The sequence below is a fragment of the Paenibacillus apis genome (assembly GCF_018333295.1).
Classification (GTDB): Bacteria; Bacillota; Bacilli; order Paenibacillales; family Paenibacillaceae; genus Fontibacillus; species Fontibacillus antibioticophila.
Map to the genome: position 1 here is coordinate 139,219 of NZ_BORS01000004.1, position 22,899 is coordinate 162,117.

Below are 22,899 nucleotides of genomic sequence, written 5' to 3' on the forward strand. Positions count from 1 at the left end.
ATGCCTCCTTGAGATTAGGATATAACTACCATTGATTATAGCATCGTTCTGTGAAAGGGGATACATAAAAAAATCCCGGACAACGTCGAAAATTGTCCGGAATTTGTGTATAATCCTGTCTTATCCGAGCGTGACAAGGACTTGATGCACACCGCCGTCGCCAATCGGCTTGATGATATTGCCTTGCACTTCTTTTCCGTCCACGGTCATGCTCTTAACGCCTTTGCTGACATGGTTCGGATTTTCAATCTTGATCACGTACGTATCGCCGCGGTAGACCCGGGTAATTTCATATCCATCCCAAGCGGAAGGAATACAAGGATCAATCTTGAGTCCGGTAAAATCAGCCTGAATACCCAAAATGGCTTGTGTAATAGCCACATAGTTCCACGCGGCAGTACCTGTCAGCCATGAGTTTTTAGCTTCTCCATGACGAACCGCATCCTTACCTGCAATCATCTGAGAGTATACATACGGCTCCATCCGGTGAACTTCGCTAATCTCCTCAAGATAGGCCGGAGCAATCTTCGAGTAAATCTCGAAGGCTCTGTCGCCATGTCCAAGCACGGTCTCGGCAATCATAATCCAAGGATTGTTATGACAGAAGATACCGGCATTTTCCTTATAGCCCGGCGGATACGTCGAAATTTCCCCAAGGTTCAGGTAATACTTCGAGTAGGCAGGCTGTTGAAGCACGATACCGTACTTGGTATCCAGTCTCTCGGCTACAGAGACCATGGCTTTGTCGGCCAACCCTTCTTCAACACCGATGCCGGCCATGACGCAGATCCCTTGCGGCTCAATGAAAATTTGTCCTTCCTCATTTTCTTTGCTGCCGATTTTCTGACCATAGTGATCATAGGCACGCAGGAACCAGTCCCCATCAAATCCGTGCTCCAGCGTAATGGCACGCATGCTCTCCATATGGCTTTTCGCTTCGGCAGCTTCCTGATCCAATCCGCGCATCCGGCAAATTTCGATGAAATCGGGGCTTACGTAGACGAACAAACCGGCGATAAACACTGACTCTGCTGTTCCGCCTGCGATATTTTCGGTAGTCTGGAACGATTCGCCTGGCTCCTTGGAGAAGCAGTTCAGGTTCAGACAGTCATTCCAGTCGGCGCGGCCGATCAGCGGCAAGCCGTGAGGTCCGAGATTGTGGATGACATGATAGTAAGAACGCTTCAAATGTTCGAACAGTGTGGCCGTGTTGTCCGGGTTGCTGTCAAATGGAACTTGCTCGTCGAGAATGCTGACATCGCCGGTCTCTTTGATATAGGCAGCTGTGCCGAGCACGAGCCAGAGCGGATCATCATTGAAGCCGCTGCCGACCTCGTTATTCCCTTTCTTCGTCAACGGCTGGTACTGGTGGTAGGCGCTGCCGTCTTCAAATTGAGTGGCTGCAATATCAAGGATCCGTTCTCTTGCACGCTCCGGAATTTGATGGACGAAGCCGAGCAGATCCTGGTTGGAATCCCGGAAGCCCATTCCCCGTCCGATGCCGGATTCGAAATAAGAGGCAGAGCGGGACATATTGAACGTAACCATACACTGATACGGGTTCCAAATGTTAACCATCCGGTTCAGCTTCTCATCGCCGCTGTTAATCTGATACTTGGACAGCAGACCGTCCCAATAGGTAGCCAGCTCTTCAAGCGCACGATCCACGTCGGCATCGGTAGCGAACTGATCGATCATCGCCTGCGCAGGCTTCTTGTTAATCACACTTGGCGCTTCCCATTTGTCTTCCTCAGGCACTTCCACATAGCCAAGGATAAATACCAGACTTTGCTCCTCCCCAGGGGCGAGGGTCAGCTTTACTTCATGGGAGCCGATGGGGGACCAGCCGCTTGCAACCGAGTTCGAGGCTTTGCCTTCAACAACCACTTGAGGCTCATGAAGACCGTTGTACAGGCCTACAAAGGACTCGCGGTCCGTATCGAAGCCGTCAATCGCACGGTTCACCGAGTAGAAGGCATAATGGTTTCTGCGTTCACGGTATTCGGTCTTGTGGTAAATGACAGAATCCTTGACTTCAACCTCACCCGTGCTGAGATTGCGTTGGAAGTTGGTCATGTCATCCTGCGCATTCCAGAGACAGAACTCGGCAAAAGAGAAGAGGGAGACAGTCTTATTGGCGGAGCTGGTATTTTTCACTGTCAAACGGTGAACCTCGCCCGTATATCCAAGTGGGATAAAGGCTAATTGCGAGACAGAGATGCCGCCTCTTTCTCCTGTAATAGAGGTGTATCCCAGCCCGTGGCGGCATTCGTAGAAGTCAAGCTCACGCTTAACCGGCATCCAGCCCGGTGTCCAGAAATCGTTGTTGTCATGGTCGCGCAAATAGTAATAACGGCCGCCGGTATCAAGCGGAATATTATTATAGCGGTAGCGGGTAAGGCGGCGCAGGCGTGCGTCGCGATAAAAGGTGTATCCGCCGGCTGTATTGGAGATCAGCCCGAAAAATTGCTCGTTGCCCAGATAATTGATCCAAGGGTAAGGTGTTTTCGGCGTGTTGATTACATACTCTTTACGGACATCATCAAAATTACCGTATTTCATCAAAATACTCTCCCTTCTTTTTGTGAACGCGCGTTTATAATAGACGGAAAAGATTGCCCCCGAAAGGGCAAGGTGAGTGAAACCTGTTGTGATGCGGTTACTCGCGCTCCTTAAGCTCTCTGCAGGATTCCCTGACGATCAGGGCAGTAGGGAAGCTCAGCGTGCTGAACGCCGATTCCTCCGCGTTGCACAGAGCAATGACCTTTTCTACAGCAGCCGTCGCCATTTCATGAATCGGCAGCTTGACCGAGGTAAGCTTGGGATTCATGCGGCCGGCAAGCTCAACATCGTCAAATCCGACCACAGACAGATCATCGGGGATTCGGATGCCATGCGCTGTGAAGGCTTCCATCGCTGAAATCGCCATATCATCGTTACAGCAGAACAGGGCGGTAGGCCATATCCCGCTCACCGCAAGCCGCTCGGCCTCTTGGTAGGCGGTTTCCTTCAAGAAATCCCCTTCAAGAATGAATTCCTCCTGAAGCGGCAGCCCGTGCTTGCGCAACGTATCTTCATAGGCAACGTAGCGCTCTCTGCCAGAAAAAGTACTCATTCTTCCCTTCATGATGCCGATGCTCCGGTGGCCAAGCTCGATCAAATACTCAATAGCATGAACTGTGCCCTCATAGTCCATAGAGTTAATGACGGCCAAGTGATTCTTGTTCAAGCGTTCAGCCATAATCTCCGAGATATCGTAATCGATCAGGACAAGAGGAGCCTCTTGGCCAACCATCTCACGGACCAGCTCACTATCCTTCTGGGTGCCGACAAGAATGCCGCCGTCGATCCGTTTCTGTTGGTAAGCCTGCTTGATTTTTTGAAAATCACCGGGAGAGTAAACGGTATGAATGAGTACATAGTAGCCCAGGGAGTTTGCCGTATCGACCACCAGATCGACGATCGGGCCGAAGTAGCTGTTCTGATAGATTCGGCTTGCATTTTCCCGTTCATTCATACTAATGGCGAACAGGCCAATCGTGTCTGTCCGCTTGCCGGCGAGGGCTCTGGCGAAGCTGTTCGGCTCATACTGATACTGCTCGATTATACGCAGCACCTTCGCTTTTGTCGCCTCGGGCACGTTGGCGTAGTTGTTGATGACCCGGGATACCGTGCTGCGGGATACCCCGGCTAATTTTGCAATATCTTCGCTGCGCAATGCTGTTCACCTCTTATAAACGCGCGTTCATAGTCTTATTGTAATGGAAGCGTTCCCTAAATTCAATTCTTTTCTTCGTCTATAAAAACAGGCGCCGTAGGCGCCTGAACTAGCTTTATTCCGAGGCAGGAGTCGTCTCCAGATAACGTTTAATCAACTCAACAGCCTTGTCTTTGTTCTCGGAGTCGATCCGGACCGTCACAATCATATCTGGCAGATACAGCGGAAGCTGCTTGGCCAGTTCGCTATCCTTTACCCGAATGCCGTAGATGTGATCCTCAGTATCCTCTTCAGATCTCCCCGTAACGATGGAGTCCTCTTTTAACAGCGGCTTGAGTTCACCGTTCGCGTCTTCGTCCAGGTTCATAAACAGGCCGCTGTTCATCAGCCAGTCTAATGCGTTCTCATCAACAATATATACGTCTGGACGCTCCGTTGAGAGCAGGGCCATCGCTTTCTGCTGAAATGCGATATCCTGGGACCCGATCACATCTGCCTCTTGCGAAGGCAGATAGACGAGCTCCACCTCTGTACGCTGCCAATCCGGCATCGTTGCTGTGAAGGCATCCTCTAGCGCATTATCCCCGCCTTTGCTGTCATCAGCCATGAAGGTGCCAAGGAACATGACGGATAAATCGAGCGGGGGAAGAGCCGCGATTCGGCGTTTCTCCTCCAAGTTGTTCATAATGGCCGTAATTCCAACAATAACAACGATAACTGAGATGATTCCGATTATGATTTTGGTCTTATGAATTCTGAAAAAATCATTGCTTTTTTCTGCGGTGCCGGCAAATCTGCCCCATTTGGAGTAACGCTCGCGGCTAAGCTCTTCGATCTTTTTCTTCTCTTCATAGTCGACAATCGTTCTGTATGCCTTCAGCTTCAGCTCGTATTCATCCGGTTGGTTCTCGGCAGTATTCTGAGCAGGCTTGCGGGAGCGGGATTTGCGGATCAGAATATCAAATTCACGGTCCAATTCCTCCCGGGAAGCGCTCTCGGGAAGGCCCAGAATCTCATAGGCTTTTTTCAGTTCATCCATCGATCATTCGGTCTCCTTGTATATGTATTTAACTAGCTTTAATTATACTGTGGATGAGCATGAATGTGAAATTTGCGCACAAAGCAGGGATAGCCGCCCGGCATTCAATGCCAGAGCGGCCCAGCGGTATCCTTATAGAGACTTGATAGCTAGATTCGGCGCATGGACAATATTTGTTCGTTCCAGTATCCCGAATCCAGCGGGCTGATCTGAACGCCGGGATCTCCCCAGGTATGAATGAATTTTCCGTCTCCGATGTACATGCCGACATGACCGGGGATTTTGTCGCTGGAGAATCGTCCGGGAACGGTGAAGAAGATCAGATCCCCTGCCTTAAGACTGCTTCGGGATACGGCAGAGCCCCTTTGGGCCTGATCCCGGGCGAGGCGGGGGAGATCGACGCCGAAATGGTCATAGATATGCTGAGTAAAGGAAGAGCAATCAAAGGTTTTGGACGTCGAATAATCCGCGGCTCCAAATTCGTAAGGAACACCTAAAAACCGCTTGGCATAAGACACCATCTCGCTGCGGTCCGATGGAAGACTCAAGATACGGATTTGTCCGGTATCGGACTCTGACTCTGACTCAATTTCGGTTGCTCCGGAGCCGCCATGGGCCTGTTCGAGCGAAGATACGGAGACCTTGCCGGTCGCTTCATCCCGCTGAATCGAGGTCTGCAGCAAGGCTTCCGCAGATCGCGGGCTGATGTACACCCAGCCGTCGTGCCGGATGGGAGCATCAGGGAGCATCACTTGCTTGCCGAAGGACAAGGCCTCCTTGCTTCCGGCTGCCACCTCGAAGATCGGATCCGTGTAGCCCATCTGAATCAGGTTCTTCCGGCTGACAAGCCGCAGATTCATCGAATCGGCCAATTGGTTCATTTGCAGCCAGGTATTCTGGGTGTTGTGTGCCTCGCGCAGGGAGGAGCTGTCTTGAGATCGGAGCGACTGTGCAGTGTAACCATTCGAGGCATCTCCACAGGCGTTCAATATCCCCGTAAGCAGAAATAGAAGCAGGCAAAGAGCGGTTGTTTTCATGCGACTGCTGTTCATTGATATAGACACTCCATTTCTTTAGTGAATATTTGAAGTATGCAGAAATGTAGGTTTTTTATGTATGCAATCCGGATTTTCATAACCTGTGCCGGTGACGAAGGGAGCCCGGATTTGATATAATGCGTACCAGAACAGTCTGTCTGTCCTATTAAGGATTAGGAATGTGGCGAAGGGAGATCAAATAATGACGCAGTTCAAAGCTTATGAAACGGTATTTCATGGGGAGCCGGCGATCGGGCTTCAGGCGGGGAAATATGAGGCGATCATGTTGGCGCATGTGGGAGGCAATCTGATTGCTTTCCGCGATAACGAAAGCGGTTACCGCTTTTTGCGGGAGCCGGCGGAGTCGGAAATGGAGAGCTTCAAGAGCAATCCTGGCGTGCACGGAATTCCGGTGCTGTTCCCGCCCAATCGGTATGAAGACGGCCGCTTCCCTTGGAAGGGGAAGGTTCTGAATTTCCCGGTGAATGAGCCGGCGACAGGCAACCATCTGCACGGTTTCCTGCACACGGCAGCCTGGGAGGTTGAAGAATTCGGAGTTGCCGGCCACGAGAGCTTCGTAACGGTAAAAATAGACGTTGATGAACAGCATGCCATTTATCAATACTTGCCATTTCGTTTTACGGTCAAGCTGACCTATTCCTTGGGAGCCGATGGACTTCGTCAGCATCTGTTCGTGAAGAACAATGGGGAGGAGGAGATGCCCTGCCTGCTCGCCTTCCATACAGCTGTTAATGTACCGTTCGCACAAGGAAGCTCGTCCGAAGATTGTACTGCGAAACTGACGATCGGAAAGAGATGGGCTTTGAATGACCGGATGCTGCCGACCGGTGAGTTCCAGGAGCTAAGCAAGGAGGAACTGTTGCTGCAAGGAGAAGGTATTAGCCCGTTCTTCGCTGCGATGGATAATCACTACACAGCCGCACCTCAGAATGGACGGAACCGGATGGAGCTGACGGACCGCAAAGAAGGCGCCGTGCTGGTATATGATGTGGGAACGTCATACAAGCAGTGGATGGTTTGGAATAGCGGAGCAGCAGGCGGATTCTTTTGTCCTGAGCCGCATGTGAACCTGGTGAATGCCCCGAATGTGGATTTGCCTGCCGAGGAGATAGGTCTCTTCAGTCTCAAAGCGGGGGAGATTTGGGAAGAGACATCCCGCTTCTATGTGAAGCCGATTTAATGGCAAACTAAAAGAAGCAGCCTGATGCAGCACTTGCAATAAGTGCCGACGGGCTGCTTCTTTCAGATTATTTGCCCGCTTGTTTAAGCAGGAATCAGCCGTTTGATCTCTTCCAGATTACGTCTTGGAACCTGCAAGGTTTTGATTCCGTGAATTTGATCCCGGAACAGAATCTCATTCTCCCGGATCTCGGAGATTTTGGAGAGATTCACATAGCAGCTGCTGCTGATGCGGTAAAACGAAGGGTCTGCGATGAGCTTGGAGACTTGTTCCGCGGAGAATCTCTTTTTTATGCTGTAATATCTGCCGTGGAAGCATACCAATCCCTGGACTCCAATCTTGAAGAAATACGTGTCGTGCGGCTCTAAATCCTCGTACACATCGAACACATGATTCTTCTCCTGTCCGACATTCATCATTCCAAATTCCCCCTTTAGAAGATGTTGTGGAAGCGCTTGCAGTATAACATATTTTTCTGGATTTGTGTAGGGGTGCAATTTTAAATTTTAGCTATTCAAGGAAGGATTGCTGGACTTTTCAAGGAATATACGAAAAAATAGAGATTGAATAAGGAGTGCAGAAGGAGGAAATTATCAGCATGAAATCAAGTCCAAATCGAACCTTGCTTATCGTTGGCTCCTATGCCGACCCCGAGCAAAACGGAGTATATGTATACGAACTGGATAAAGAACAGGAGACGTTAACCCGTCTGGATGCGGTGTCCGGTATGAAGAACCCGACCTTTGTCGGATTGGATGAGACAAGAGGTCTTGCTTATGCCATTTCCGAAACAACCGAGAATGGAGAGCGGATCGGTGAGATTGTGCCCTTCCGGATCGATACCGAAACCGGCAAGCTTGCAGAATTGGCCCGAATCAAGACGCTCAAGCCCTCGACCTCACATATCGAGATTGACCCTTCCGGCCAGTATGCGGCGGTCTCGGGATATCACGGAGGAAATGTCGGGCTGATCAGATTGTCAGGTACAGGCAGACTGACTGATGAACAGCAGCATGAGGGGCAAGGAGCCGATCCTGTCCGTCAGGACCGCCCTCACCCTCATTCTGCCAAATTCAGTCCGGATAATCGCTTCCTGCTGGTAGCGGATCTAGGGCTGGACCGGGTGCGCAGCTATGCCGTCGATGTTGCGGAGGGCAAGCTGTCTCCCGCTTACGATGCCGTAACTCCCCCCGGATCAGGGCCAAGACATCTGGCCTATCATCCCGACGGGCTGCATGTGTATTCCATTAACGAGGTAGGCAACTCGATTACCACTTATGAGTATGAAGCAGAGACTGGTAAGCTGACTCCTGTGAATACAGTATCCTCCTTGCCGGACAGCTATACGGGTGAAAATACGACCGCCGAGATTGCAGTGTCTAACGATGGACGTTATCTTTACGGGTCCAACCGCGGTCATGACAGTATTGTCCAATTTGCCATTGAACCGGCCAGCGGGGCATTGTCCTTCGTTCAGCATGTATCCACAGAAGGCGGGCATCCTCGTCATTTTGCGCTGACACCGGAGGGCGATTATCTGATCTGCGCCAACCGGGACAGCAACAATCTGACTTTATTCCGCGTTGACCCTGCCAGCGGCAAGCTGACGTTTACAGGCCAATCTGCTGAAGTAGCCAAGCCGGTATGTGTAAGACCTTTTAGATAATCTTTATTGATGGAAAAGCCCAGAATTGAGTATCCCGCTCCATAACTGCTCAAACTGGGGAATATCCAGCTGCTGTGCGGCATCGGACAACGCAGTCTGCGGGTCGGGGTGCACCTCGACCATAATGCCGTCCGCGCCCGCTGCAAGAGCCGCTCTCGCACATGGCAGGAGGATATCCTTTCGCCCGGTGGAATGACTAATATCAACCATCACCGGCAGATGGGTCTCCTGCTTGAGCAGCGGTACGGCGGAGATATCCAGCGTGTTTCGTGTCCACTTCTCGTAAGTGCGGATGCCGCGCTCAATCAGCATGACCTCCGAATTCCCCTTCACGACGATATATTCAGCGGCGTGAACGAATTCTTCCAGTGTAGCTGCAATTCCCCGTTTAAGCAGAACGGGGATTTTGGCTTCTCCGGCTGCCTTAAGCAGCTCGAAGTTCTGCATGTTTCTTGCGCCGATCTGAATAACATCAATATATTGTTCTGCCAGTTCCATATGGTCCGGGTGCACAATCTCACTGATCGTGACAAGCCCGAACTCATCAGCCACTTCCTTCAGCATTTTAAGTCCCTCCACCCCCAGCCCCTGGAAGTCATATGGGGAGGTTCTCGGCTTGAATGCTCCGCCGCGCATGACCTTGATGCCTGCCTGCTTCAAGGCAGCCGCGACCGTGCGAAGCTGGTCATAGGATTCCACCGAGCAAGGACCTGCGACCATAACCTGTGTGTCGCCTCCAATAAGAGTTCCTTGCAAATTGATAACTGTACTTTGTGGCTGCTTCTTGCGGCTAACCAGCAATTGCTGCTTATGGTCCTCCTCCTGAAGGTTCAGCGACGCCTTGAAGATTTCCTTAAAGAGATGCCTAATCTCGGCATCCTTGAACGGACCGGGGTTAACCCGGGTCAGTTCTTCCAGCATAGCCCGCTCCCGTACAGGATCGAATTTCGGCACGCCCTGCTTTTCTTTGATCTCTCCGATTTCCCGAACAATGCTTGCTCTTTCATTGAGCAGTCTCAGTAATTCGTAATTGATTCCGTTCAGCTGCTCCCGCAGTTGATCCAACGCTTCTGCCATTGCTCCTATCCCCTTTGCATGTAGTAGTGCGCCGATGTACAAAAAAAGGCTGTCTCTCAAGGGACGGGATTACCGCGGTACCACCCTTGTTAGACAACCTTTCAGTTACTCAGCTCAAAACACGATAACGGCGTGTTGCCGGAGCTCCCTAATGGACCGATATGGCCGTTCAGGGCTCGACTCGGGAGCGAACTTCGGCAGTGCGGCTCCATCCGGGGTGCTCTCAGTCTGCGGCACCGCCGTCCCTGTCTGGACGCATCTGCGTACTTTTCTCCGTCATGGTCATTATTGCTGTGCTCATTACGTAATTTATTCGAGATTATAGTCTTTTGTGCATAGGATGGCAAGAACATGCGGCCCAGTGAAGCAAGGGTGAAGCTTTAACGCATTGAATCGGATGGAGAGAATTTTTAACAGATCCAAGGAAAAATAAGCGGTCTTGCTTGCTTTTATGAAGCCGGCTCGCGTAAGATGATTTAGTAGGCAGCAATCAAGCAAAAGTTTGACAAGGAAGCGAGTTGTTCTTAATGGCCTTCTTCAGAGAGTTATTCCAGATGCCGGGCTTTCGCCGAGTGATCGCGCTGGTATTTGCCATCATTGTCCTGTACTATTCCCGCAGCATGCTCAATCTGTTTCTGATTACGTTTATCCTGACTTACCTGATCAACCGTCTACATAATTTTACTGTTCGTAATGTAAACCGAATATTCAAGATTAATTCGGTTATCGTCGTGTTGCTTATTTACGCCATTATGATTTCGCTTCTTGTTACGGCCATATACTATTACTTGCCTGTATTCATTGCAGAGCTGACTGATCTGGTCAATCAGGTCATTTCATTCTACGACAATCCCCCGACCAATCTGCCGGATAATATTCTGCTTAATTTCCTTGTAGATTCTTTAAAAGATATCGACTTGTCCTCTTATATTGATAAAGGCTTTACCTTCCTTCTCAGTACATTGACTAATATCGGGGAATGGAGTCTTAATCTGTTCGTCGCCATTATTCTAAGCTTGTTTCTGCTTCTGGAGAAGGAGAAGGTTACGAATTTTACGGCAAAGTTCAAAGAAAGCCGCCTGTCCGGATTGTTCCTTGAATTGGAGTATTTCGGGAAAAAGTTCGTGCATTCCTTCGGGAAGGTCATCGAGGTTCAATTCCTGATTGCGCTTGTTAATGCAGCGCTCTCCACTACATTCCTATGGATTTTCGGATTCCCGAATCTGATCGCATTGGCGATTATGATCTTCCTGTTGGGCCTTATCCCGGTTATGGGGGTCGTTATTTCATTAATTCCGTTATGTGCCATTGCCTTCAAGATTGGCGGACTGATTAAAATCGTCTATGTTCTGATCATGATCGCAGTCGTTCATGCAGTTGAAGCCTATATATTAAACCCGAAATTTATGTCAAACAAAACTCATCTGCCAATCTTTTATACCTTTATGATCCTGCTGGTGTCAGAGCATTTCTTCGGGGTGTGGGGATTGATTGTCGGGGTACCGATCTTCATGTTCCTGCTTGATATTCTGGAAGTGCCGATAAATGTTCCTGAGCGCCGGTTACTGTCCAGGAAGGCGTCTCCACCTCCTGAACAGGACAACGGAACGACCTAAGTGATGAGGTGTACTCTGCGATGATAGCAGGAGCTCCCCCGAGAACTGCGGAGGAGCTCCTTTTGTGTTGTTCTATTTCTGCTGCGGCTCTGCCCAGTTGATCTGGTTTTGCTTGTAGTCCAGAGCAGGGTGGCCGGGTGCAGTTTGATTCCAGGTTCGGTTAATGATCCGCTTAAGCTTGCCTGGGAGGCGTTCTTTCATGCGTGCCGCGTCCTCGGCACTGAGCCTGCCTTCGGCCTGAGCCTTGGCCATATGACTGTTAGCCGATTCGGTTAGCTTCTGGACATATTGCTCCTCGGTCCACCCTTTGCTCGACTGAACGATCTCAAGCAGCGTCTTGCCTTGCTTAAGCTCTTCCACCAGCGCTTGCGGCTTGATCCCGAGCAAATCGGCGGTGTCCTTCACAATATGTCCTCCGTGAACCGGACGGTGATGACCGTGCTTGTGATGATGCTCCTGCTTCTTGCCGTCCTGACCAGTCTCGGCGGCGGGCTTCCATTCGCCTGAAGCGGATACCTGTACCGCGGCGGGAGCAGCGGCGAGACTGAGAGTCACGATGGACAGTAGTGTCAGTTTGCCTAGTAAATTCATGGACTTTCTTCACCTCTTCAGTTAGAATGATTGGGTTTCATCTCTTAGTGTTGACCATAATGAGCTGTTTCTTATCATTTCGGGTAAAAATAACAAGGAGCTTGGACTGTAAACAACAGGAGGAATGAGATGTGACATTTGGTGCCAGAATGCTGAAAACGGGTTTGGCCGTGACCCTTGCTCTATATGTGGTGAGCTGGTTCCAGTTATCTTCACCGGTCATCGCGGCCGTTGCTGCCATATTTGCAATGCAGCCTTCTATCTATAAATCCTGGAGATATTTGATGGACCAGCTTCAGACGAATACCCTGGGGGCTGTCCTTGCGATGCTTGGCGGCATGATTTTCTCCAATGAGCCCATTGCGGTGGGGCTGGTGTGCATCATTGTCATTATGATCTGTTTGCAGTTGAAAATGGGAGAGACGATCGGCATCACGCTGGTTACCGTTATCGCCGTGATGGAAGCCTCCGGGCAATGGGAATTTGCTCTGAACCGTTTCGCCCTCAGTCTGATCGGCATTGTCTCCGCGTTTATTATTAATCTGCTGGTGTTTCCGCCCAAGCCGCACGTCCAATACACCCATCAGATTCGTGAGACCTTTGATCATCTGTCATTGCTGCTGCGGACTGCCGTGTCTGACGAGATTAAGGAGACGGTGTTTCGCAGTGAGAAGCGCTCGCTGGAGGATCGGATTAATTCACTTGCTGACAAATACAAGCTGATGGAAGAGGATCAAAAGAAGCTAAAGAGTCCGAAGTTCAAGGATAGCCGGCAGCTCGTGGTGTACAAGCAGATGCTTAGAACCTTGAGAAAAGGCTACAATGTACTGGATGCGGTGGAGAGTCATTATTTTCAGGCGCAGCGTACTCCGGAGATTAATCAAGACTTTGATGCGCATCTGGAGCGCTTGATCAAATTTCATGAGCATATTATGTTGAAGTTTGATGATAAGCTGAAGCCGAACCTGCTTGAAGGCGAAAAATTTGAACAGGATAACGACCGATTTTTACGCGGATTACTGGACAAATATGAAGGACAGCAAGAGGATTTCCTGCGGCTTACGATCGTCTCCGCGGAAATGTATGAGTATGGATATCAGTTGGAAAGATTAAACCGGTTGGCAGACCATCGCTCAGCCGGAGAGGTTAATTAAGTTTTTTGCGCCTATTACCTGATCCTGCTCTAGCAGGATCATCGTGTATAGATCGACTATATTATATAAGTTGAACTATAAAAGCTACGTAGAAAGGGCATAAGTGTGAAGTGTTAAAAGCTTTCTGTAAGAAAGCTACTTCGGAAGCATAAAGCGATAGCGTTCGCCTTTGCGAGTGGAATTCTACCTTATAATGGTTTATTTCAATCAGAGAAATCCGCGAACAACAGCGATCGTAAGAACACTTCACACGTTGCCCCGGCGTACAAATCATAATTCAACTAATAATTTCTACAACGGGGTGATTAAATGAACGTTCAGGATCAAGCTTGGCTTGAGGAACAGCAGAGAGTAGAACGAGTGCATGGTGTAATTACTTCAAGGATAGCAACACTGGAACAGGAAGTTGGCTCGGTTCGCGGCGATGTTGTGGAGATGCGGAAGGATTTCTGGGACGAGGTAACCGTGAACTTCAGCGAGGCCGATGATGTCGGGGAGACCTCGACAAGTCTGCGGCAGCAGTCCCAGGTCTTGTCCGAACGCGAGAAGAGTCATCAGCATGCCTCAGCCGCATTGGGGAAGATGAGAAAGCTGAAGCAATCCCCTTATTTTGGTCGAATTGACTTTGCCGAGGAAGGAGACGCTCCGGAAGCTATTTATCTTGGCATTGCCTCTCTTCTCGAAGACGGTGGCGAGCATTTTTTGATTTATGACTGGCGGGCGCCAATCTCGAACTTATACTATGACAGTGTTCCTGGCCCGGCCTCTTACCAGACTCCCTCGGGACGGATTGAAGGAACGATGTCCCTTAAGCGGCAGTTTGTTATTCGTGACAGCCGGTTAAGAGTGATGTTTGATACGGGCGTTACGATCGGTGACGAACTGCTTCAGGAAGTGCTTGGACGCAGCTCGGACGCGCAAATGAAGAGCATTGTCGCAACGATCCAAAGCGAGCAGAACAGGATTATTCGCAATGACAAAACCCGCATGCTGATCGTCCAGGGCGCCGCAGGCAGCGGTAAAACCTCCGCGGCCTTGCAGCGAGTGGCTTACTTGCTTTATAAGCACAGGGGAAGTCTGACTGCGGATCAAATGCTGCTATTTTCCCCGAACCCGATGTTTAACAGCTATGTCTCCACGGTGCTTCCGGAGCTGGGAGAAGATAATATGCTGCAAACGACCTTTCAGGAGTACCTCGAACACCGGATCGGCAGGGAGGTTCAACTGGAGGACCCGTTCATTCAAATTGAATATGTGCTGTCTAATTCAGCCGATGCGGATTATGCAGCGCGTGTTGAAGGCATTCAGTATAAGTCCTCCGTACACTTTCTCGAGGCGGTCAACCGGTACAAGCAGCTCCTGGAGCGTGAGCAGATGCTGTTCAAGCCGCTTCGCTTTCAAGGCAAAGAAGTGGTTAGCGCGGCAGCTATTGCAACGGCTTTTTACGCCTTTGATCCTTCCATTCGTCTTGCAAACCGTTGCGAATTGCTGAAGGAATGGCTGCTTAAGGAGCTCGCCGCATTCGGCAAGCAGGAGCAGAAGGAGCCTTGGGTGGAAGAGCAGATTCAACTGCTGGACAAGGATGAATATCAGCGCTCCTTTCAGCGGATGCGGCGCAAGCAGGGACGGCGCGGTCAATCCTTCAGCGATTATGAGGACGAGAAGACGATCCTCGCGAAGATGATTATCAGCGACCGAATGAAGCCGCTTCGCAGATGGGTTAAATCCCTTCGTTTTGTGGATGTGAACCGCTTGTACCGCCAGTTATTTCAAAAGCCCGAGTTAATGGCAACGCTTAGTCCGGAACCGCTTCCGAAGGGCTGGGAGGATATTTCCAGGCTAACTTTGCAAAAGATAGGAAATGGCGAGCTGTTTTATGAGGATGCCACTCCATATCTGTATCTCAGGGAGATGCTTCTGGGCTTCCGTTCGAATACCTCGATTCGGCATGTCATTATTGATGAAGCACAGGATTATTCGCCCTTTCAGCTGCATTTTCTGAAGCGGCTGTTCCCTAGGGCAAGATTTACGGCGCTAGGGGATTTGAATCAGGCCATCTATGCCCATGCATCTGTACTGCAGGGCACGGCAACCCTGAAGGAGCTGTATGGCGAGGAAGGCAGCGAGTCGATCACGCTGCTGCGAAGCTACCGTTCAACCCGGCAGATCGTTGATTTTACCCGTGCGATGATTCCTGGCGGGGATCAGATTATTCCGTTTAACCGGGAAGGTGAACTGCCGGTAGTCAAGCTTGTAAATAATCTTGAAGACTTGCACAGACAATTGCTGTTGAAGATCGAGCAACTTCGGGGAGAGGGCTATGAAACCATTGCCGTTATTTGCAAAACGGTTGAAGAGAGCGAACAGGCCTTTGCTGCGCTTGCTGCTGGTGTGCCCGTCAAGCTGATCAAGAAGACGACCCTGTCCTTTGAAAAGGGGATCCATATTATTCCCGCTTACTTGGCAAAGGGAGTAGAATTTGATGCGGTTCTGATTTATAACGGGTCTAATAACAGTTATACGAGAGAAGCGGAGCGGAAGCTCTTCTATACGGCCTGTACCCGAGCGATGCATCTGCTGCATATCTACTCTTTAGGGGAACCAAGCAGATTCGTGAAGGAGGCCGGCGAGCAGCTTTACCGTATGTAAGAAATCCCGGGAATATTTTATGCTGTACCATCCACACTAACTCTGATGGATTCGTTCCTAAGCGATGAAGGGTGGTACATAAATTGAAGAACAAGAAAACCGGGGACTTGGCGGCACTGGCCTCGATTCCATTGATCATGACCTTGGGCAATTCCATGCTTATTCCGATCTTGCCGCAGATTGCCAAGGAAATTCATATATCCTCTTTACAGGTTAGCTTTCTAATTACGGCCTATGCCGTTGTTGCGATCCTGCTTATTCCAATCGCAGGCTATTTCTCGGACAAATGGGGAAGAAAAAAAGTGATTATCCCCAGTCTGATTGTTGCGGGTATTGGAGGCGGGGTTGCAGGGGTTGCATCCTGGATCGGCGATGGGGCGTCCGTCTACTGGATTGTGCTGGGGGGACGTGTGCTTCAAGGAATCGGAGCGGGTGGCGCTTTTCCCATCGTACTTCCTCTGGTCGGCGATATGTTCGATAATGACGATGAGGTTAGTCATAGCTTGGGAATTATCGAGACATCCAACACCTTCGGTAAAGTCATTAGTCCGATTCTGGGGGCGTTGCTCGGGGCTTGGGCGTGGTATGTTCCCTTTTTGTCCATTCCGATTTTGTGCGTGCTATCGCTGTTGCTTGTTTTATTTCTAGTACATGAGCCTGAACGGAAGGACTCGGGACAACCGCTGCGGGAATTTGTTAGTTCCCTTAAAAAGGTCTTTAAGGAAAAGGGAAGATGGTTGTATGCCATATTTGCCATCGGTGGAATCTGTATGTTCCTGCTGTTTGGCGTCTTGTTCTATTTATCAGACCAATTAGAGAAAAAGCATGGACTCGAAGGCATTCTCAAGGGGCTTGTTCTGGCCATCCCTTTGGCCGCCCTGTGCCTGGCCTCATATTTAACAGGGAAAAAGATCGGCAAAAACAAGCTGCTAATGAAGTGGTGCGGGGTAGGCGGACTTGTTCTGGCCACGGGTTCTTTGTTCGGAATCAGCCTGTTCAATAATATTTACTATGTCATTGCCTGTCTGATTCTGTGCGGCGTCGGCATCGGGATCGTCTTGCCCAGCTCGGATGCTCTCATTACGGAAGGAATTGAAAAGAAGCTTCGCGGCTCCATCACTTCCATTTACAGCAGCATGCGATTTATCGGCGTATCTCTGGGGCCCCCGGTCATCTCCTTATTGATAGGTTCCGGGCATATTGCCTTATTCACCGCCGTAGGAACAGTATCACTGATCGGTGTGATTCTTCTGTTAACCCTCGTCAAACCGGAAGCTGGCGCCGGGGAATCAGGCAGAAAACAACAGATTATGCGGAAGTCTGCCCATCAGCCCTGAGCTTCGAGGAATGACCGGTCTATGGTGATCTTTTTCCTTGACATCCTCTCCATTTATTTCCTAATATTGGGCCACTACATTACATGGAGGGAAATGATGTGACCGGGATAGAATTCACTTTGAAAAGGATGGCTGTACTGCTGCTTGCAGTTGTAGTCTTAACCGCATGCTCGGTAAAAAGGGAGGAGCCAAAGGCTGTGTCTCCCGACCTTGGCGCTACCGAGAAGGTGGGCAGCTCAAAGGGCTTTGATCTTGACAACCAGCCTTATCTCGGCGATCCGGATGCGCCGATTCAGATCATCGAGTTTGCGGATTATAAATGTCCTGCCTGCAAACGGTGGAAGGATGAAGTGTTGACTCCGCTTAAAGAGAACTATATTGATGGCGGACAAGCAGTCTATTATTATATCGACCTGCCATTTTTGGCACCGGACTCCACATTGGCCGCTTTGGCGGGAGAAACCTTGTATCAACAGGATCCCTCCTACTTTTGGACCTACTTCAACCTGATGATGGAGCATCAGGGGAAGAAGGATGAGGAATGGGCGAATCGGGAATTTATCATTGGGCTGGTGGCTGATGAGATTCCGAAGGCAGACCTGGAGCGGTTTACGCAGGAACTGGATGAAGCGAAATATCTGCCGCAGATTGAGAAGGACATACGGATTGCAGATGCTCACGAGGTTGGCGGAACCCCGACGGTATTCGTCAATGGGCAGTTGGTGGAAGATGTCTCGTACGCAGGGATCAAGGCTGCTATAGGTGGAGAGTAAACCAGGGGACAGTGCATGAATATCGCATTCGCGATGGAATGTACTGTTCTTTTTTAGGTTGGTTTTTGTTAAGATAGCATAAGGTGTAATAAGACTTGCAGGAGGGAACCGGGAAGATGAATGCAAAGCAGGCAGCTGGATATAAAGCCGCAGAATGGGTTCAGGAAGGAATGCTTGTTGGTTTGGGGACAGGCTCTACTGCATACTATGTGATTGAACGAATTGGCCAACGGGTAGCAGAAGGGCTTAAGATCCAGGCCATTGCGACCTCGAAGGCATCGGAGGAGCTGGCGGAGAAATACCGGATTCCGCTCATTAAAGCAGCGGATGTGAGCAAGCTGGATCTTGCCATTGATGGTGCGGATGAGGTCGATCCTGCCCTGGCTTTGATCAAGGGCGGAGGCGGAGCATTGCTTCGGGAGAAGCTGGTCGCCATCAACAGTGACAAGTTTATTGTCATTGCCGATCCGGGCAAGCTGGTTCCGCATCTTGGCGCCTTCAAGCTGCCGATTGAGATTGTTCCATTCTGTTATGAATGGACCCTTGTCCAGCTTAAAAGCCGCTACGATATTGAGTTCCAAATGCGTACCCGTGACGGCGGGCTTTATATGACCGATAACGGAAATTATATCGTTGATGCTTCGTTCGGGGTGATTAAGGATCCGGGAACTCTGGACGCGGAGCTTAAGCAACTGACCGGCGTGGTCGATCACGGATTATTCGTGAATATTGCGGATGTTGTAGTTATTGGACATGAGGACGGTACAACCGAGATGATTGAGAAACCGTAAGCGGATGAAGAGAGAAGGAGGAGATCCCTTGCTGAACCATATTAACAGCGAGCCGGTTGATCCGGCGGTTCGGGAATTGATGGAGATTGCAGCAGGCTTCGACCCGGAGCAGCAGGAAGAGATGTGGTCCCGTTACCGTTCTGGCAGAGAAGCGGAACTATATGCATATCAGGACAAGGAAGAATGGATCGGCTTGATCGGCATTGAGATGCTGTCTCCGGAACGCATGGACATTATGCATCTGGCCATTCGCCCTGAGGATCGGCTGAAAGGCTATGGCAGAGGTCTTATTTTAGAAGCGATTGTCTTGAAAAAGCCTAAATTAGTCACAGCTGTTACCGATGAGGAGGGAGCCGACTTTTTCCGGAATATCGGGTTTAGTGTAACGGGCTTTTTCGCAGCACCCGGACAGCCGGAGCTCTTCCGCTGCGTGTATGAAGCCGAAGAATAAATATACAAGAATCCTCCTCAAGGTCTGAGTACGACGCTTGGGGAGGATTTTTTGTTGGCTGTTTGACTTTGAGAAAAAATCGCCATATAGTTTTATTGTCGAATAGTTCTATGATCGAACTTGTTGGTGCAGGAACAGACCGGGGGTGAATAGAGGTGAATCTGGAATCACGAATCGTATATGAGCGTTATATGGCCGCATTCTTTAAGGTTACCAAGCGGATGTACAATGAACTGAGGAACAGTCTTGAAGATGAACTGACCTTGGAGCAGTACCAGCTTATTGATTACATCGCAACCAGAGGTGAAGTGACTTCGACGGAGTTAGCGGATGTATTCTCTGTTGGCAAAAGCTCGATAACGGCAATTACGACGCGTTTGACAGATCGGGAAATTTTGAAGCGGAACAGGGATGAGAGCGACCGAAGGATCGTATATTTATCTTTGGCGGAGTATGGGAAGGAACTGCATTCCCGAACCCGAAAGCAAATTCTTGATGTCATTTCGGCGTATATGGTTCACTACAGTAAGGACGAAATTGAAGGCTTCATCCAAACGTTTGAGAAGCTGGCGAACATGATGGAAAAAGGGAGTGGAGAATCTTGAGATTCATTCTGAGAGCTAGATGGGGAATCGTGGCACTGTGGCTGGTTATAGCTGCTGTGCTTATCTTTACTGCGCCGTCGATGGGGGAGCTGGTACGGGAAAAAGGAGATATTACTGTGCCTGAGGGTTATTCCTCCTCCACTGCGTCCTCGATTTTGAAGGAGATCTCCGATGCAGATGGAGGCGGCAAGGAGCTGCAAATTGCGCTTGTATTCCATAAGGAACAAGGCATAAGTGACGGAGAAAGACAAGAGATCCAGCAAGCGCTGGATGAGCTCAGAACGAACATGAACGAGCTGAGCATCAGCAGCATTACGGATCCCTTCTCTACGCCGGAGGCGGCAGACAAGATGATCTCGAAAGACGGTGCGACCCTGCTGACCTCGCTTAGTGTTCAGCCCGGTGACCGTACGATCAAGGAGCTCGAGCAAGGCATCCGAGAGGTGCTTGATCAGGTATCGGTTGAACATTACATGACGGGTGAAGAGCAGATTAATGGAGATATGATCGACAGCTCGGAGCAAGGCTTGAAGAAATCGGAATATTTCACCGTCATCTTTATCCTGCTGATTCTGGTTGTTGTATTCCGGTCGGCGATCGCTCCATTTGTTCCGCTTCTTACCGTGGGACTTAGTTATGTTGTATCCCAGTCCATTGTGTCGTTCCTGGTGGACCGCTTTGACTTCCCAATCTCAACCTATACACAAATCTTTATGGTTGCCGTTATGTTCGGCATCGGGACGGATTATTGCATTTTGCTGATCAGCCGGTTCAAGGAGGAGCTCCAGACAGCAGCGGATAAGTGGGAAGCGATCGTTCAGACCTACAAAAAAGCGGGTAAAACCGTATTCTTCTCTGGCTTAGCCGTACTGGTCGGCTTCTCGGCGATCGGGTTCTCCCAGTTTGTATTGTATCGTTCGGCAGTAGCGGTTGCAGTCGGAATCGCAGTCATGCTGCTGGCGCTGATTACGATTGTTCCGTTCTTTATGGCTGTGCTGGGCAGCAAGCTGTTCTGGCCGCTTAACAAATCGCTGGAGCACAAGGAGAACCGGTTCTGGGGGGCTATCGGCAGGTTCTCCCTGAAGCGTCCATGGGCAGCGCTGCTGATTGTGGCCGCTGTTACGGTACCCTTCCTCTTTACCTATTCGGGAAATGTATCCTTCAACAGCATGGAGGAAATCGGAGAGCAATTTGAATCGGTCAAAGCCTATAATATTATTTCCGAGAGCTTCGAGCCAGGGGAGACCCTTCCGACCAAGCTGGTTATTCGCAACGATGAAGAGATGGACTCTGCGGAATATATGACGCTTGCCGAGAAAATCTCTCGCGCTATTACGGAGGTGGACGGCGTTGCCAGCGTCAGAAGCTTGAGCCGGCCTGCGGGCGATGAGCTTACGGAGTTTACCCTGAACAGTCAGGTGAAGACAGTGGGGGATGGACTTGGTCAGGGCAGCGAAGGACTCGGCGCCATCCGGAATGGATTGGCTGAAGCAAGTGCGGCACTGAACGAAAATGAGCCTAAGCTGGCAGAGGCGGCGTCCAGCACAGGACAACTGGTATCGGGCACCGCTGAATTGAAATCAGGCATAAGTCAAATGCAAGATGGATTAACAGCAATTCAGCAGGGGATTCAGGATGGCTCTGCTGGAGCAGGAGAATTGAAGAAAGGCTTGCAGCAGGTGAAGAGCAGTGCACAGCAGCTTGCAGATGCCAATTCCCAGCTCCTTGCCGGCTATCAGCAAATTGGCGGGGGACTAACTGAATTGAATAGCGGGCTCGGGCAAATGAGCCAGCAGCTTGAAGCGGCAACACAAGGCTTTTCTGCTCTCGATGCCCGGTTCATCAGCCTGGAGGGCAAATATCCTGAGCTTGCTGCGGATATGGACTATTTAACGATTCGCGGCACGATTACTGAGTTAGGCGCAGCACTTCCGCAGCTTGCGGCAGGCTTAACCCAAGTTCATTCAGAGCTTGGAAAAGTAGTCTCGGGCATGGATCAAGCCAACCAGGGGTTTGCAGCTGCCGTGGCTGGCGGTCAACAGCTTGCAGGAGGACTGGATCAATTCATTGCGGGTCTCGATCAGCTTGAGAGCGGTTTGAAGCAAGCAGCGGCCGGACAGGGCCAAGTGATTGGCAATATTCCGGATGTCGTAGCAGGGCTGTCGCAAATAGAGGATGGACAACAGCAGATACAAACCGGCTTCAGCCAGTTTGCCGGACAAATTTCGCTTTTGACAGACGGATTGGATCAAAGCGTCGATGGTCTTGCTCAGGTATCCGATGGCCTGAATACGGCGAAGGAGTACTTGAATGAGGTCGGTTCGTCCGACAGTGAGCTTGCAGGCTGGTACGTACCGGCAGAAGCGCTTGAGCACGAGCAGATCAATCAGGTCTTCGACTTGTATCTGTCTCCGGACCGCAAGGTTATGACTATGGACGTAGTGTTCTCCAGCAATCCGTACGGTACGGCAGCCATCGATGAGATCGATGCAGTTCAGGCAGCAGTGGCCAAGGCTGTTCAAGACACCAAGCTGGAAAATGCGGAGATTGCTGTTGGCGGAGTCACAAGTACGTTTAATGATCTGAAGACCATTTCCGGAGAGGATTACACGCGTACGGTGATCCTGATGCTGGCGGGTATCTTTATAATCTTGGTCATCCTGCTGCGGTCTTTGATTATGCCGCTCTATATCATTGCTTCACTCGTGCTAACCTTCTATGCCTCGATGGGCTTCTCGGAATGGATCTTCGCGGATGTGCTCCATTATTCAGGCATCAGTTGGGCTACGCCGTTCTTTAGCTTCGTCATTCTTGTCGCGCTCGGCGTTGACTACAGTATCTTCCTGATGGATCGCTTTAATGAGCACAAGGACTGGGGAGCAGGGCAGGCGATTCTGCATGCCATGAAAAATATGGGGACTGTTATCTTGTCAGCGGCTGTGATTCTGGCCGGAACGATGGCCTCCATGTACCCATCGGGCGTGCTGTCCATGCTGCAGATTGCCACGGTCGTCATTACGGGATTGTTCTTGTACTCTGTAGTACTCCTGCCGTTCTTTATTCCGGTCATGGTCAGAATGTTCGGCAGCTGGAACTGGTGGCCGTTCAGCCGTGCTGAATCGGAAGACAACGCTGCAGGACACAATCAAGGCAACCATTATACGATGTAAATTACTGCTGCAAAATAAAGAACG

The 22,899-nt window shown here is 50.2% G+C and carries 18 protein-coding genes; 11 read left to right on the top strand and 7 right to left on the bottom strand.

The window, feature by feature from the left end:
• Window positions 1–120 precede the first annotated feature (120 nt).
• The 4 genes from KI362_RS07415 to KI362_RS07430 form a co-directional block, all read right to left on the bottom strand.
• Window positions 121–2,562, bottom strand: a complete 2,442-nt coding sequence (locus KI362_RS07415) for a GH36-type glycosyl hydrolase domain-containing protein (protein WP_301626072.1) — start codon at window positions 2,560–2,562, stop codon at window positions 121–123.
• A gap of 97 nt (window positions 2,563–2,659) precedes the next feature.
• Complete coding sequence (locus KI362_RS07420; protein WP_301626074.1) at window positions 2,660–3,718, bottom strand: LacI family DNA-binding transcriptional regulator; 1,059 nt, start codon at window positions 3,716–3,718, stop codon at window positions 2,660–2,662.
• 115 nt (window positions 3,719–3,833) lie between these two features.
• Window positions 3,834–4,757 (bottom strand): molecular chaperone DnaJ, encoded by a 924-nt coding sequence (locus KI362_RS07425; RefSeq protein ID WP_301626076.1) that lies wholly within the window; start codon window positions 4,755–4,757, stop codon window positions 3,834–3,836.
• A gap of 149 nt (window positions 4,758–4,906) precedes the next feature.
• Window positions 4,907–5,809, bottom strand: a complete 903-nt coding sequence (locus KI362_RS07430) for a C40 family peptidase (RefSeq protein WP_301626078.1) — start codon at window positions 5,807–5,809, stop codon at window positions 4,907–4,909.
• Window positions 5,810–5,996: 187 nt separating this feature from the next.
• Between KI362_RS07430 and KI362_RS07435 the strand changes: the two genes are divergently transcribed.
• Window positions 5,997–6,995, top strand: a complete 999-nt coding sequence (locus KI362_RS07435) for an aldose 1-epimerase (protein ID WP_301626079.1) — start codon at window positions 5,997–5,999, stop codon at window positions 6,993–6,995.
• Between the two features lie 83 nt (window positions 6,996–7,078).
• On the opposite strand, the gene KI362_RS07440 is transcribed toward KI362_RS07435, so the two are convergent.
• On the bottom strand, window positions 7,079–7,414 hold the full coding sequence (locus tag KI362_RS07440; RefSeq protein WP_044478273.1) for a LytTR family transcriptional regulator DNA-binding domain-containing protein: 336 nt from the start codon (window positions 7,412–7,414) through the stop codon (window positions 7,079–7,081).
• 179 nt (window positions 7,415–7,593) lie between these two features.
• Here KI362_RS07440 and KI362_RS07445 point away from each other — a divergent pair, with 179 nt between their 5' ends.
• Entirely contained in the window at window positions 7,594–8,661 is a 1,068-nt protein-coding gene (locus tag KI362_RS07445; protein ID WP_301626082.1) for a lactonase family protein, read from the top strand.
• 3 nt (window positions 8,662–8,664) lie between these two features.
• Here KI362_RS07445 and KI362_RS07450 read toward each other — a convergent pair whose 3' ends face one another.
• Window positions 8,665–9,738, bottom strand: coding sequence for a bifunctional 3-deoxy-7-phosphoheptulonate synthase/chorismate mutase (locus KI362_RS07450; RefSeq protein WP_044478275.1), 1,074 nt, complete (start codon window positions 9,736–9,738; stop codon window positions 8,665–8,667).
• A 527-nt stretch (window positions 9,739–10,265) separates the two neighbouring features.
• On the opposite strand from KI362_RS07450, the gene KI362_RS07455 reads away from it, so the two are divergent.
• The gene (locus KI362_RS07455; protein ID WP_044478276.1) at window positions 10,266–11,354 is read left to right on the top strand and encodes an AI-2E family transporter; all 1,089 of its coding nucleotides are present in this window, start codon (window positions 10,266–10,268) and stop codon (window positions 11,352–11,354) included.
• A 72-nt stretch (window positions 11,355–11,426) separates the two neighbouring features.
• Here the strand turns inward: KI362_RS07455 and KI362_RS07460 are convergent, their stop codons facing one another.
• Window positions 11,427–11,945: a hypothetical protein gene (locus KI362_RS07460; protein ID WP_049894837.1), complete on the bottom strand. Its 519-nt coding sequence runs from the start codon at window positions 11,943–11,945 to the stop codon at window positions 11,427–11,429.
• 131 nt (window positions 11,946–12,076) lie between these two features.
• On the opposite strand from KI362_RS07460, the gene KI362_RS07465 reads away from it, so the two are divergent.
• The 8 genes from KI362_RS07465 (at window position 12,077) to KI362_RS07500 (ending at window position 22,875) form a co-directional block, all read left to right on the top strand.
• Complete coding sequence (locus KI362_RS07465; RefSeq protein WP_301626085.1) at window positions 12,077–13,099, top strand: FUSC family protein; 1,023 nt, start codon at window positions 12,077–12,079, stop codon at window positions 13,097–13,099.
• 309 nt (window positions 13,100–13,408) lie between these two features.
• On the top strand, window positions 13,409–15,748 hold the full coding sequence (helD, locus tag KI362_RS07470; RefSeq protein WP_301626086.1) for an RNA polymerase recycling motor HelD: 2,340 nt from the start codon (window positions 13,409–13,411) through the stop codon (window positions 15,746–15,748).
• Between the two features lie 83 nt (window positions 15,749–15,831).
• Window positions 15,832–17,085 carry an MFS transporter gene (locus tag KI362_RS07475; RefSeq protein ID WP_301626088.1) on the top strand — a complete coding sequence of 418 codons (1,254 nt, stop codon included), beginning with the start codon at window positions 15,832–15,834 and terminating at the stop codon, window positions 17,083–17,085.
• 98 nt (window positions 17,086–17,183) lie between these two features.
• Complete coding sequence (locus KI362_RS07480; protein ID WP_301626090.1) at window positions 17,184–17,858, top strand: thioredoxin domain-containing protein; 675 nt, start codon at window positions 17,184–17,186, stop codon at window positions 17,856–17,858.
• A 116-nt stretch (window positions 17,859–17,974) separates the two neighbouring features.
• Window positions 17,975–18,649, top strand: a complete 675-nt coding sequence (gene rpiA / locus KI362_RS07485; protein ID WP_301626093.1) for a ribose-5-phosphate isomerase RpiA — start codon at window positions 17,975–17,977, stop codon at window positions 18,647–18,649.
• A gap of 28 nt (window positions 18,650–18,677) precedes the next feature.
• Entirely contained in the window at window positions 18,678–19,100 is a 423-nt protein-coding gene (locus KI362_RS07490; protein WP_049894839.1) for a GNAT family N-acetyltransferase, read from the top strand.
• 155 nt (window positions 19,101–19,255) lie between these two features.
• A complete protein-coding gene (locus tag KI362_RS07495; RefSeq protein ID WP_301626096.1) occupies window positions 19,256–19,705 on the top strand; it encodes a MarR family winged helix-turn-helix transcriptional regulator in 450 nt (149 codons plus the stop codon).
• On the top strand, window positions 19,702–22,875 hold the full coding sequence (locus tag KI362_RS07500) for an MMPL family transporter (RefSeq protein ID WP_301626098.1): 3,174 nt from the start codon (window positions 19,702–19,704) through the stop codon (window positions 22,873–22,875). Before KI362_RS07495 ends, KI362_RS07500 begins: the two co-directional genes overlap by 4 nt.
• The last annotated feature ends 24 nt before the right edge of the window (window positions 22,876–22,899 follow it).